We start from the raw sequence: 11,647 nt of genomic DNA on the forward strand, positions 1-11,647 counted from the left end.
GTTCAGCCTCCCTGCACGGCGGTGAGGATCTCGATCCGGTCGCCGGTGTTCAGCGCCGTCCCCGGCCACGAACCGCGGGGCACCACGGCCTCGTTGAGCGCGGCGGCGACACCGGTGTTGGCGGCGCTGACGGCGGACACCACCTCGGCGAGGGTGGTCGTGGCGGGCACCCGGCGGGGCTCGCCGTTGACGGTCAGGGCGATCTCGTGCCGGGCGGTCTCGTCGTGGGTGGTCTCGGTCATGCGGAGGCCTTCGTCGTGGAGCGGTCGGGGGAGAAGCGCAGGGGGGTGAACGGCCGTGCGAGCTCGGGGACTTCGCCGGTGGTCAGGTACTCGGCGAGCAGGTCGGCGGTTACCGGGGTGAGCAGCACGCCGTTGCGGTAGTGGCCGGTGGCGGCGACCAGCCCGGGCAGCGAGGTCGGGCCCAGCAGCGGGGCGTTGTCCGGCGAGCCGGGGCGCAGCCCGGCCGAGGTCTCCAGCAGCGGGAGTTCGGTGATGCCCGGGACCAACTCGTGGGCGTCGCGGAGGAGTTCGTACACCCCGCCGGCGGTGACGGTGGTGTCGTAGCCCTGCTCCTCGGTGGTCGCGCCGACCACCAGCTCGCCGTTCTCCCGGGGCACCAGGTAGAGGTGCCGGCCGCGGACGACGGCGCGGACGTTGCGGGACAGGAACGGGCGGTAGGCGTCCGGGACGTGCAGCCGCAGCACCTGCCCCTTCACCGGGCGGATCGCGGGCAGCACCCCCTCGGGCAGGCCGGGCAGCCGGTGGCTGTGCGGGCCGGCGGCGAGCACGGTCCGGTCCGCGGTCACGGTCTCGTGGGTGCTCAGGCGGGCGCCGGCCGCCCGGCCGTCGCCGACCAGCAGCTCGACCGCCTCGGCCCGGTGGACCAGGACACCGGCGCGCTCGCAGGCGAGGACCAGGGCCCGGAGCAGCCGGCGGCCGTCCACCTGGTGGTCCTCGGCCACGTGCAGGCCGCCGCGCACGCCGGGGGCGAGCATCGGCTCCAGCCTGCGGGCCTCCCGGCCGGTCAGCCAGGCCGAGTCCAGGCCGAGCCGCTGGTGGAAGGCGTGCAGTTCGCGCAGTTCCTCGCGGTCGTCGGAGTCCAGCGCGACGGCGAGCGTGCCGCACCGGCGGTAACCGGTGTCCTGGCCGCCGCTCGCCTCGGTGAGCTCGGCGGCGAAGGCCGCGTACCGCTCGTTCGAGGCCATCCCGAGGCGCAGCAGCGGCTCCTCGCCGTACTGCAGCTCGGTGACCGGGGCGAGCATCCCGGCCGCGACCTGGGCCGCGCCGCCGCCGGGGGAGGGGTCGACCACGATCACGTTCCGTAGACCGCGCTGGGCGGCGCGCCAGGCGACGGCGAGGCCGATGATCCCCCCGCCGATCACCAGCACCTCGGCGTGGGCGCCCGATGGCAAGCGTGACAAGGCTGCTCTTCTCCCTTCGCCGGTATGACCCGGATCAGGTTCGGACGGTCGCGGGCCGTGTCAGCCCGCCTCTCAGCCCGGTACGCCGGGCTCCCGTGTGGTGTCCCCACCTTAACGCCGGGGGTCGTCCCGGCCGAAGGCGCGTACGAGGCGTGGACGGGGGTGTGACGGCGGGGTGGGACAGCGGGGCGGGACGGCGGGGGATGCGGGACGGCCCGCGGCCGCCGGCCGGCGGCTGAGTACAGTGACGGGCGTGGCAGAGCTGAGCGGAACGGATCGGGTGGTCGTCGTCGGAGCCGGGCTGGCCGGGGCGCAGTGCGCCCTCAAGCTGCGGCAGGGCGGTTGGCGGGGGCGGATCGCACTGGTCGGCGAGGAGCCGCACGCGCCCTACGACCGGCCGCCGCTCTCCAAGGACGTGCTGCTCGGCAAGACCGACTCCACCGCCCTGGACATCGACTACGGGCAGCTCGGCATCGAGCTGCTCACCGGCCGCCGCGCCACCGGCCTGACCCCCGGCGTGCTGCACACTGACGGCGGCGACCTCCCGTACGGCTCGCTGGTGATCGCCACCGGCGCCGTCCCGCGCGCCCTGCCCGGTGCCGAGCGGGCGCACCTGCTGCACACCCTGGACGACGCCCTGGCGCTGCGCGCGCTGCTGCGCCCCGGGCTGCGGCTGGTGCTGGTCGGCGCGGGCTGGATCGGCGCCGAGGTGGCCACCGCGGCCCGCGCGGCGGGCTGTGCGGTGACGGTGGTCGAGGCCGGTCCGGCGCCGCTGCCCGGCGCGCTGCCGACGGAGATCGGTTCGGCGATGGCCGCCTGGTACGCCGAGGCCGGGGTCGACCTGCGCTGCGGGGTCGGCGTGGCCGCCGTCGAGCCCGGCGCGGTGCTGCTGGCGGACGGCTCGCACCTGCCCGCCGACGAGGTGGTGGTCGGCATCGGGGCGCGCCCGGCGACCGGCTGGCTGGCCGGCTCCGGGGTCGAGCTGGACCCGACCGGCGCCGTCGTGGTGGACGGGCGGCTGCGCACCTCGGTGCCCGGCGTCTTCGCGGCGGGCGACTGCGTCAGCTACCCCTCGGCCCGGGCGGGGGCCCGGCTGGCCGTCCAGCACTGGGACCACGCCCTGCAGTCCGGCGAGGCGGTGGCCGCCGCCGTGCTGGGCGCGGACGGGCCGGCCTACGACCCGGTGCCGTACTTCTGGTCCGAGCAGTTCGGGCGGATGGTCCAGTACGCCGGCCGGCACGCCGAGGGCGACCAGCTGGTCCGGCGCGGCGGCCCGCGGGACGCCGACTGGTCGGTGCTCTGGCTGCGCGACGGCGTGCCCAGCGCGCTGCTGACCGTGGACCGGCCGCGCGACCTCACCCAGGGGCGCCGGCTGATCGAGCGCGGCACCGCGCTGGATCCGGTCCGCGCGGCGGACCCGGCGGTGCCGCTGAAGGCGGCCACGGCGTAGGGCCGTGTGCGCGGGAGGCGTCCGAGGTGGCAGTCTGGTGCCGTGAGCGAGATCGATGCCAAGACTGAAGCCCTGGTCCCCGAGTGGCTGTACCTGCCCGACATCTCCGAGAAGTGGGGTGTGCTGGTCACCGAGGTCCGCAACATGGTCAAGAAGGGTGACCTGATCGCGGTCCGCCGCGGCCCCAACAAGTCCCTGCAGGTCCCGGCCGCCTTCATCGACGAGGACGGCCCGGTCAAGCACCTGGTCGGGCTGCTGACCGTGCTGCGGGACAGCGGGTTCTCCGACGACGAGATCATCGCGTGGATGTTCACCGAGGACGAGTCGTTGCCCGGGACCCCGGTGCAGGCGCTGTGGGAGAACCGGGCGACCGAGGTCAAGCGCCGCGCCCAGGCCATGGCGCTGTGACCACCGACCCGCGCGCCCGGCTCGCCGACGCCCGGCTGTACCTGTGCACCGACGCCCGCCGCGAGCAGGGCGACCTCGCCGAGTTCCTGGACGCGGCGCTGGCGGGCGGGGTGGACATCGTCCAGCTGCGCGACAAGGGCCTGGAGGCCAAGCAGGAGCTGGAGGCCCTGGAGGTCTTCGCCGACGCCTGCCGCCGGCACGGCAAGCTGCTGGCCGTCAACGACCGCGCCGACGTCGCCCACGCGGCCCGGCCGGACGTGCTGCACCTCGGCCAGGACGACCTGCCGGTGCCCGCGGCCCGGGCGATCCTCGGCGAGGACGTGCTGATCGGCCGTTCCTGCCACGCCGAGTCCGAGGTGGACGCGGCGCTCGCCGAGCCCGGCGTGGACTACTTCTGCACCGGCCCGGTCTGGCCGACCCCGACCAAGCCGGGCCGCCCGGCGCCGGGCCTCGGCCTGGTCTCGTACGCGGCGAAGCAGGCCACCGACCGGCCGTGGTTCGCGATCGGCGGGATCGACCTCGGCAACCTGGACGAGGTGCTGGCGGCCGGTGCCCGCCGGATCGTCGTGGTGCGGGCCGTCACCGCCGCGGCGGACCCGCGGGCGGCCGCCGCCGAGCTGTCCCGCCGGGTGCGCGCGGCGCTCTGACCGACCCGGTCCGCAGGACCCCGCCCGAGGCCGTCGCCGTCCGTCAGTACTTGCGGACGGTGGCGGCCTCGGCCAGTGCCAGCAGTACCGTACGGGCCCGCTCGTCGGCGAGCGGCGCGGCCTCCAGCGCGGCCAGCGACTGGCGCATCAGCGCCTCGATCCGGCGCTCCACCAGCTCCGGCGCGCCGCTGCGGGCGACCAGCTCGCGCAGCTCGGCGACCTCCGGGGCGGCCAGGTCCGGCGCGCCGAGCCGCTCGTCCAGGTGCCGGGCGTCGGCGGCCGGCAGGCCCCGCATCGCGTGCGCGACCAGCAGGGTGCGCTTGCCCTCGCGCAGGTCGTCCCCGGCGGGCTTGCCGGTGACGGCCGGGTCCCCGAAGACGCCGAGCAGGTCGTCGCGCAGCTGGAAGGCCTCGCCGAGCGGCAGGCCGAACGCCCCGAGCGCCTCGACCAGCTCCGGCCCCGCGCCGGCCAGCAGCGCCCCGACCTGGAGCGGCCGCTCGATGGTGTACTTCGCGGACTTGTAGTGCAGTACGGTCCGGGCCCGGTCCAGCGCGCCCTCGTCCGTCGAGTCGCCGGCCACCGGCTCCAGCACGTCCAGGTACTGGCCGAGCATGACCTCGGTGCGCATCAGGTCGAACGCCGGCTTGGCGGCGAGGACGGCGGCGGGCTCCAGGCCGGAGCGCAGGAACAGCTCGTCGCACCAGATCAGCAGCAGGTCGCCGAGCAGTACCGCGGCCGAGGTGCCGTACTGCTCGCGGTCGCCGCGCCAGCCGTTGTCGCGGTGCAGCGCCTCGAAGCGGCGGTGGACCGAGGGCAGGCCGCGGCGGGTGTCGCTGCGGTCCATCAGGTCGTCGTGCACCAGGGCGCTCGCCTGGAGCAGCTCCAGGGCGGCGGCCGCGTTGGCGACCGCCTCGCCGGTGGCGCCCCCGGCCGGGCCGCCGGCGGCGCGCCAGCCCCAGTAGCAGAAGGCCGGACGCAGCCGCTTGCCGCCGTCCAGCAGGAAGTCGCGCAGCGCGTCGGCGGCGGGGACCAGCTGGGGCGAGATCTCGGCGAGCAGCACGGACTGGCCGTCCATGAACGCGGCGAGCGCCGCGTTGACGCGGGTGCGGACGTCCTCCACGTCGATGGGGTTGGCCGGCCGGGTGCTGGACGAGGTCACGATGGGGCTCCGCTGGTTGTCTGGGGTGCAGCAAGCGTAGCGGTGCGGCTGGGAACGGGTGTGCGAGCGGCCCGCCGGGGGCGCGGGAGCGGTGCCGTGAGCCGTTCCGAACGGAAACGGAACATCGTCCATCAGTTGTCTCAATAGATGGAATCCAGCTGTCCGGCCCCTTCGAAGGCCCGATAGCCTGCCAGCATGGCACTCGGAATCGCTTCCACGAGAACGGATCGCGCACTGACGGTGCGCGAACTCCTGGCGGCCGGTAAGCGCTCCTTCTCCTTCGAGTTCATGCCGCCGCGCACCGAGGTCGGCGAGCAGAGGCTCTGGGACGCCATTCGGCGGCTCGAACCGCTCGACCCCAACTTCGTCTGCATGACGTACGGCGCCGGCGGTTCCTCGCGCGAGCGCACCGTCAACATGGTCGGCCGGATCGCCACCGAGACCACCCTGACCCCGGTCGCCCACCTCACCGCGGTGGACCACTCGGTCGCCGAGCTGCGCAACATCATCGGCCAGTACGCCGACCAGGGCGTGCGGAACGTCCTCGCGGTCCGCGGCGACCCGCCCGGCGACCCGATGGGCGAGTGGGTCAAGCACCCCGAGGGCGTCACCTACGCGTACGAGCTGGTGGAGCTGATCAAGGGCATCGGCGACTTCTGCGTCGGCGTCGCCGCCTCGCCGAACATGCACCCGCGCTCGACCGACTGGGACGAGGACATCCGGCACTTCGTGGCGAAGATCCGCTCCGGGGCCGACTACGCGATCACCCAGATGTTCTTCGAGGTGGACGACTACCTGCGGCTGCGCGACCGGGTGACGGCCGCCGGCTGCGAGACGCCGATCATCCCGGAGATCATGCCGGTCACCAACGCCAAGCAGCTGGAGCGGTTCCCGCAGCTCAGCGGTTCGCCCTTCCCCGCCGACCTGGAGGCCCGCCTGCGGGCGGCCATCGACGACCCGGCGGCGCTGCGGGCCGTCGGCATGGAGCACGCCACGGCGATGGCCGAGCGCCTCCTTGCCGAGGGCGCGCCCGGTCTGCACTTCATCACGCTGAACCACTCGACGGCGACGCTGGAGATCTACCAGAACCTGGGGCTGCACCAGCGGTAGGCCCGCTTCCGGGCCGTCTCCGGACGTTCTTCGACAGGCGTTCACGAGCCCGTCACCGTACCGACGGTGGCGGGCTCGGTCGTGTGCGGCCGGTGTCCGGCGGCGGTGGGAACGCGATGCGGTACCCGGGCCGTTGAACCGGTACAGTCGCCGCACACGCGCGGCGCACACGCGCGGGTACGCGACTGGAGGTAGCGGGCGGATGGGCATCGGATACCTGCTGCTGTACGCCGCGTTGGCGGTGGTGGCGCTCTGGCTCGTCGCGGAGGTGCTGCTGCAGAACCGGGCGCCGCTGCACTGGCGGGTGCTGGCCCTGGCCGGCTTCCTCGGGGTGGCCGCCGGGATGGTCCTCGGCTCCGTCGTGGTGATCGGGGCGGGAGCCGCGCTGTTCGCGGTCGGCCAGACCTTCGTCACCCTCTCGGTCAAGCGCGGCTACCGGACCGGCTGGTCCCTGCGGAAGCGCGACGGCAGCCTGCCCGGCCCGCTCGCCAAGGTGCCGCTGCTCGGCGCCCTCACCGGCGGCGGCGCCGCAGTGGCGGCCGTCGCCGCCGCCCGCGAGCGGGTCGGCGAGGTCAGCGCCGTCGAGGAGACCCCGGCCCCGGCCCCCGCGCGGGTGGCCGACGAGGTGCCCGAGGTCGAGCAGACCGCCGCCTTCGAGATGCAGGAGCTCGCCCAGGACGGCGTCTACGCCCCCGCGTACTACGAGCAGCAGCAGCCGCAGCTCCAGCAGCAGCCCCAGGACCCGTACGCCGCCGCCTACCAGGCCGGCTACGACCAGCAGCAGTGGCAGACCCAGCAGCAGCCCGCCTACGCCTACGACCAGCAGCAGGGCTACGGCGGCGGCTACCAGCAGGACCCGTACGGCGGCTACCAGCAGCAGGACCAGTACGCGGCCTACCAGCAGCCCCAGCACCAGCAGCACCAGCAGGCCTGGGACCCGAACGCCCAGCCCCAGCAGCAGTGGCAGCCCCAGCCCGACCAGCAGCACATCCAGGGCATCCCGCAGCAGCCGGTGTACGACCAGAACGGCTACCAGCAGCAGAACACCTGGCACCAGGGCTGAGCAGGCCCTACGCCGGGCCGATCAGCCCGGCGGTGATGCAGGCCGACATGCCGACCCGGGCGAGTCCGCCGCCGGGGTGGGCGTTGCCGCCGACCAGGTAGAGGCCGGGGACGGGGGACTCGTTCGCGGCGTGCAGCCCCGCGTACGAACCGGCGAGCACCGGGCGGGCGACCGAGCCGAACAGCGCGCCGGTCTCCCGGCGGGTGTCCTCCGGGGTGCGCACGACCCGCCACAGCACCCGTTCGCGCAGGCCCAGGCCGGCCGCGTCCACGTGGGCGAGCAACCGGTCGGCGTAGCGGTCGGCGACACCGGGGGCGGTCCAGTCGACGTCCTCCTCCTGGGCCGGGACGGTCGCGGTCAGCACCACGCTCTCGTGGGCGTCGTCCGGCCGCAGGGACGGGTCGTCCGGGCGCAGCACCTGCACGGTGGGGCGCTCGCACAGCGGCGCCGAGTGGGTGAGGGCGTTCTCCTCGGCGGCCGGGTCGGCCGCGTGCACCACCGTCCGGTGCACCGTCCCCTCGGGCCGGGGCCCGCGCAGGGCGAGCAGCACGCTGAACCGGCCGGGCACCTCGAACGGCTCCCATTCCCCGGCCGGCAGCCCGGGCCACTCGGCGATGCCGTGGCGGAACAGCGCGCCGGTGTCCATCGCGGAGACCACCAGGTCCGCGTCGATCCGGCCGTCCGCCGTCTCGACCCCGGCCGCCCGGCCGCCCTCGACGACCACCCGGGTGACCGGGGTGTCGAAGCGGAACTCCACCTTGCGCAGTTCACACCGCCGGAACACCGCGTCCGCGAGGGCCCGCAGACCGCCCCGGACGTACCAGACGCCGAAGGACTGCTCCATGTACGGCAGCACGGCGGCCCCGGCCGGGGCCTGGCCGGGCAGGAGGCCGTGCCGCAGCGCGGGCTCGCCCAGCAGGGCGGTCAGGCCGGGGTGGCCGCCGAGCTGCCGCCGGGCCACGTCGTCGAGGGTCCACGGGACGGGCTTGCGCAGCCGGGCCAGGCCGGTGCGCGGCGGGACGGGGTACGGGTCGGTGTCCACCCGGGCCCGGCCCGCGGGGGACAGGACGCCGAGGTCGGCCGGGAGCGCCTCCTCCAGCAGCGGGCGGCGGGTGGCCTCCCAGACCGTCCGGCCGTGGTTCATCACCGCGCTCCAGCGGGCGCCGGACCCGGCCCCGAAGGCGGCGTCCAGCGCCTGGCTGACACCGCCGCGGGAGGCGTTCGGCAGGGTGACGGCGGTGCCGTCGGGGAACAGGTGCCGGCTCTCCGGGTCGACCGGGGCCAGCTCGACCAGCTGCTCCAGCGGCTCCTTGCCGGTCTTCAGCGCGAGGTCGCGGTAGACCGCCGGGAGGGTGAGCAGACCGGGTCCGGTGTCGAAGGCGAAACCGTCGCGCTCGTACCTCCCGACCATGCCCCCGTAGGTGCCGCTCGCCTCGCAGACCGTCACCCGGTGACCGAGGGTCGCCAGTCGGGAGGCCGCCGCGAGCCCGCTCATTCCTGCGCCGATGATGACGATCCGTGCCATGGCACCTGATCCTAGGACCCGCGCTACGCCACTCCCGCCGCCCGGGCGGCCCGGCGTTCGCGGCGGCGGGCCCGGAAGGCGCGGATCCTGCTCACCGCCAGCCAGACCAGCAGCAGGCCGACGGCCAGGACCACGGCGGCGACCGTGGCGGCCAGCCAGGGGTGGAAGATCGCCAGGGTGACCAGGCCGGCCACCGAGAGGTCCTCCGCCATGCTGACCACGATGTTGCTGGCCGGCTCGGGCGAGGTGTTGACCGCCATCCGCAGCGAGGCCTTCACCAGGTGGCTGACCAGCGCCGAGGCGCCGCCCATCGCGCCGGCCGCGACCTCGCTCAGCGAGCCGGGGTCGTTGTCCGCGATCAGCACGCCGACGGTGGCACCGGCGACCGGCCGGATCACCGTGTGCACCACGTCCCAGACGCTGTCCACGTACGGGATCTTGTCGGCCACCGCCTCCAGCGCGAACAGCACGCCGGCCACGACCAGCACGTCCGTGCGCTCCAGCGCCCGCGGCACCGACTCCGCGTCGGCGAACCTGCCCAGCAGGCCGAGCAGCAGCACCACCGCGTAGGCGTTGATACCGCTGGCCAGTCCGCTGGTGAAGATCAGCGGCAGGACCGTCATCGCGTCCCCCTCCTCGTCATGGCGTCCCCCTCGTCCTCCGGTGGGGCCGGTTCCGCCCGGCTCCGCCGTACCGTACCGGCACCCGGGACGCCGTGGACGCACGTCGCGGTTCCGGCGGCGGGCCGGGCGGCGCGGACTGAGTACGGATACTCAGATCCGCGGTTGAGTACCTCAGCGGATGGCCGTCGACCTGCGGAGACGGGAGAGTGGTGGCACCCGGGAGGGCGGCGCGTCGGGCGCCGGCCCACCCGGGCGGCGGATCCGTCCGTCCCCCGGCCGCGAACGACGGGGGAGGCGGCGGACGGACCGCCACGGGGCTGGTCAAGGCGCCCGCACCGCCGGCACGGGGCGGCGGAGCGGACCGGGGGGAGCCGGCCACGGGGGGAGTTCGCCTCCGCCGACCACGGGGGAACGGCGGAGCGACGGCACGGCGGCGGCGCGGAACCGGGGGAGTCCCGCGCCCGCCGCCGCTACGCCGTTTCCGGCCCCTTTCGGCGGTCGCGGACGGCCTGGCCGGAATTGCCCGACGGATTGTCAGTGGTGCCGTTCACGATGGAAGGGCACGGACCGCCCGGTCCGCGCGCTGCCTCGGAAGGGGGAGACCATGACCATCAGCCATCCTGAGCCCGTCACCGCCCGCCTCCGCTCCGCCGCCCTGCCGCACCTGCCGGGTCCGTCCGTCGGACGCCCCGCCGGATCGGACGTCCACCCGGTGCTGCGCCGGGTCGGCGCGCCGCCGGCCGCCCTCGACCTGCTCGCCGACGCCCACCGCACCCTCGCCCGGGCCCGCGCCCTGGAGGATCCGCTGGAGCGCTACGCCACCGCCCACCTGGCCGCGCTGCGCACGGTGGCCGCCGTCCTGGCGGTGCGCGGCCGCCCGGAGAAGAGCCCGCGCCGGCGCAAGGCCATCCGCAGCGCCTGGGAGGTCTTGCCCGAGGTGGCCCCGGAGCTCGCCGAGTGGGCGCTCTACTACGGGGCCGGCGCCCGCCGCCGGGCCGCCGCCGAGGCCGGGATCAGGGGCGCCGCCTCGGCCCGCGACGCCGACGACCTGATCCGCAACTCCGCGCTCTTCCTGCGTCTGGTCGAGCGGCTGCTCGGCCTGCACGCCGAGCCGCCCCCGCCCCGGCTGCCGCTGGACGGCGACGAGCCGCCGGGCGGGATCGGGGCCGCCGCCGGGTGAGAGCGGGGCCGCCGCCGGGCCGGTCAGGGCCCGTGGCCCGGCGGTGATCCGGGGGACAGGCTCTAAGGTGGAGGCAACCTGATCGAACTGCACGTGCCAAGGAGCCCCACCTTGTACCCGACGCGTCCCCGCAGTGCCCTGCGTACCGCCGTGGTGTGGGAGGTGGTCCGGGCGGCCCTGGAGAAGCGGTCGGCCGAGCTGGACCAGCCGGTGCTCGACGTGGTCGACACCGGCGGCGGCACCGGGAACTTCGCGGTGCCGGTCGCCAAGCTCGGCCACCGCGTCACCGTGGTCGACCCGAGCCCGGACGCCCTGTTCGCCCTGGAGCGCCGGGCCGCCGAGGCCGGGGTGACGGACCTGGTGCGGGCCGTCCAGGGCGACACCCAGACCCTGCCCGAGCTGGTCGCGGCCGGCAGCGTGGACGCGGTGCTCTGCCACGGCGTGCTGGAGGTCGTGGACGACCCGGCCGAGGCGCTCGGCAGCCTGGCCGGCACCCTGCGCAAGGGCGGCGTGGTCAGCCTGCTGGCGGCCAACCGCAACGGCGCCGTGCTGGCCCGCGCGCTGGCCGGCCACTTCACCGAGGCCCGTACCGTGCTCTCCGCCGCCGACGGCCGCTGGGGCGAGCAGGACCCGATGCCGCGCCGCTTCACCGGCGAGGAGCTGGGCCGGCTGGCCGAGGCCGCGGGCCTGCGGGTGGAGTCGGTGCACGGGGTGCGGGTCTTCTCCGACCTCGTCCCCGGCGTGCTGGTGGACACCGAGCCGGGCGCGCTGGAGGCGCTGCTGAAGCTGGAGGAGGCCGCCGCCGCGCAGCCCGCCTTCCACGCCGTGGCGACCCAGCTGCATCTGCTGGCCACCCTGGCCTGAGGCGCCCCTCCCGACCCGCGCGCCCCTTCACGAACCCTTCCGCCGTCGTGCGGATTCCGCGCACACCGGACGCCGGCCGTTCGCGCCCCGGAGGCCCCCCGTTCCCCGGTCCGTACGCCGTCCGCGCGCCGGTCGGTCCCCGGCCGGGCGCGCCGCCCGGCGGGGGACCTGCCCAGGTCCAGGACCATTCCATCC

The 11,647-nt window shown here is 75.5% G+C and carries 12 protein-coding genes and 1 riboswitch; of the genes, 7 read left to right on the plus strand and 5 right to left on the minus strand.

The window, feature by feature from the left end:
* Positions 1 to 2: 2 nt before the first annotated feature.
* Together thiS and thiO are read right to left on the minus strand one after the other, a co-directional pair.
* The gene (gene thiS, locus ACFY0X_RS05090; RefSeq protein WP_387748895.1) at positions 3 to 242 is read right to left on the minus strand and encodes a sulfur carrier protein ThiS; all 240 of its coding nucleotides are present in this window, start codon (positions 240 to 242) and stop codon (positions 3 to 5) included.
* Positions 239 to 1,423, minus strand: a complete 1,185-nt coding sequence (gene thiO, locus ACFY0X_RS05095; protein WP_387748897.1) for a glycine oxidase ThiO — start codon at positions 1,421 to 1,423, stop codon at positions 239 to 241. Before thiO ends, thiS begins: the two co-directional genes overlap by 4 nt.
* Positions 1,418 to 1,530: riboswitch (TPP riboswitch) on the minus strand. It overlaps the preceding gene by 6 nt.
* 137 nt (positions 1,531 to 1,667) lie before the next feature.
* Between thiO and ACFY0X_RS05100 the strand changes: the two genes are divergently transcribed.
* Genes ACFY0X_RS05100 through thiE form a run of 3 tightly spaced genes read left to right on the plus strand, consistent with a single transcriptional unit; the run spans position 1,668 to position 3,928 of the window.
* Positions 1,668 to 2,873: an NAD(P)/FAD-dependent oxidoreductase gene (locus ACFY0X_RS05100; RefSeq protein WP_387748899.1), complete on the plus strand. Its 1,206-nt coding sequence runs from the start codon at positions 1,668 to 1,670 to the stop codon at positions 2,871 to 2,873.
* A gap of 42 nt (positions 2,874 to 2,915) precedes the next feature.
* A complete protein-coding gene (locus ACFY0X_RS05105) occupies positions 2,916 to 3,281 on the plus strand; it encodes an Rv2175c family DNA-binding protein (protein ID WP_387748901.1) in 366 nt (121 codons plus the stop codon).
* The gene (thiE, locus tag ACFY0X_RS05110; RefSeq protein ID WP_387748903.1) at positions 3,278 to 3,928 is read left to right on the plus strand and encodes a thiamine phosphate synthase; all 651 of its coding nucleotides are present in this window, start codon (positions 3,278 to 3,280) and stop codon (positions 3,926 to 3,928) included. The genes ACFY0X_RS05105 and thiE overlap by 4 nt, the downstream gene beginning before the upstream one ends.
* A 43-nt stretch (positions 3,929 to 3,971) precedes the next feature.
* Here thiE and ACFY0X_RS05115 read toward each other — a convergent pair whose 3' ends face one another.
* A complete protein-coding gene (locus tag ACFY0X_RS05115) occupies positions 3,972 to 5,087 on the minus strand; it encodes a polyprenyl synthetase family protein (protein ID WP_387748906.1) in 1,116 nt (371 codons plus the stop codon).
* 195 nt (positions 5,088 to 5,282) lie between these two features.
* On the opposite strand from ACFY0X_RS05115, the gene metF reads away from it, so the two are divergent.
* Together metF and ACFY0X_RS05125 are read left to right on the plus strand one after the other, a co-directional pair.
* Positions 5,283 to 6,197 carry a methylenetetrahydrofolate reductase [NAD(P)H] gene (gene metF / locus ACFY0X_RS05120; protein ID WP_387748908.1) on the plus strand — a complete coding sequence of 305 codons (915 nt, stop codon included), beginning with the start codon at positions 5,283 to 5,285 and terminating at the stop codon, positions 6,195 to 6,197.
* A 202-nt stretch (positions 6,198 to 6,399) separates the two neighbouring features.
* A complete protein-coding gene (locus ACFY0X_RS05125; RefSeq protein WP_387748911.1) occupies positions 6,400 to 7,260 on the plus strand; it encodes a hypothetical protein in 861 nt (286 codons plus the stop codon).
* Between the two features lie 7 nt (positions 7,261 to 7,267).
* Here the strand turns inward: ACFY0X_RS05125 and ACFY0X_RS05130 are convergent, their stop codons facing one another.
* The gene (locus ACFY0X_RS05130) at positions 7,268 to 8,785 is read right to left on the minus strand and encodes a phytoene desaturase family protein (protein ID WP_387748914.1); all 1,518 of its coding nucleotides are present in this window, start codon (positions 8,783 to 8,785) and stop codon (positions 7,268 to 7,270) included.
* A gap of 23 nt (positions 8,786 to 8,808) precedes the next feature.
* Positions 8,809 to 9,408: a DUF4126 domain-containing protein gene (locus ACFY0X_RS05135; RefSeq protein WP_387748917.1), complete on the minus strand. Its 600-nt coding sequence runs from the start codon at positions 9,406 to 9,408 to the stop codon at positions 8,809 to 8,811.
* A 610-nt stretch (positions 9,409 to 10,018) separates the two neighbouring features.
* On the opposite strand from ACFY0X_RS05135, the gene ACFY0X_RS05140 reads away from it, so the two are divergent.
* Together ACFY0X_RS05140 and ACFY0X_RS05145 are read left to right on the plus strand one after the other, a co-directional pair.
* Complete coding sequence (locus tag ACFY0X_RS05140; protein ID WP_387749295.1) at positions 10,019 to 10,588, plus strand: SAV_6107 family HEPN domain-containing protein; 570 nt, start codon at positions 10,019 to 10,021, stop codon at positions 10,586 to 10,588.
* A 111-nt stretch (positions 10,589 to 10,699) separates the two neighbouring features.
* The gene (locus ACFY0X_RS05145; protein WP_387748919.1) at positions 10,700 to 11,452 is read left to right on the plus strand and encodes a methyltransferase domain-containing protein; all 753 of its coding nucleotides are present in this window, start codon (positions 10,700 to 10,702) and stop codon (positions 11,450 to 11,452) included.
* Positions 11,453 to 11,647: the final 195 nt, after the last annotated feature.

Source organism: Kitasatospora sp. NPDC001547, assembly GCF_042894165.1.
Classification (GTDB): domain Bacteria; phylum Actinomycetota; class Actinomycetes; order Streptomycetales; family Streptomycetaceae; genus Kitasatospora.

Excerpts from the sequence above, each read along its gene's own strand:
- ACFY0X_RS05135 (WP_387748917.1), bottom strand. The coding sequence starts at position 9,408 with ATGACGGTCCTGCCGCTGATCTTCACCAGCGGACTGGCCAGCGGTATC.
- ACFY0X_RS05125 (WP_387748911.1), top strand. The coding sequence starts at position 6,400 with ATGGGCATCGGATACCTGCTGCTGTACGCCGCGTTGGCGGTGGTGGCG.
- metF (WP_387748908.1), top strand. The coding sequence starts at position 5,283 with ATGGCACTCGGAATCGCTTCCACGAGAACGGATCGCGCACTGACGGTG.
- thiS (WP_387748895.1), bottom strand. The coding sequence starts at position 242 with ATGACCGAGACCACCCACGACGAGACCGCCCGGCACGAGATCGCCCTG.
- ACFY0X_RS05130 (WP_387748914.1), bottom strand. The coding sequence starts at position 8,785 with ATGGCACGGATCGTCATCATCGGCGCAGGAATGAGCGGGCTCGCGGCG.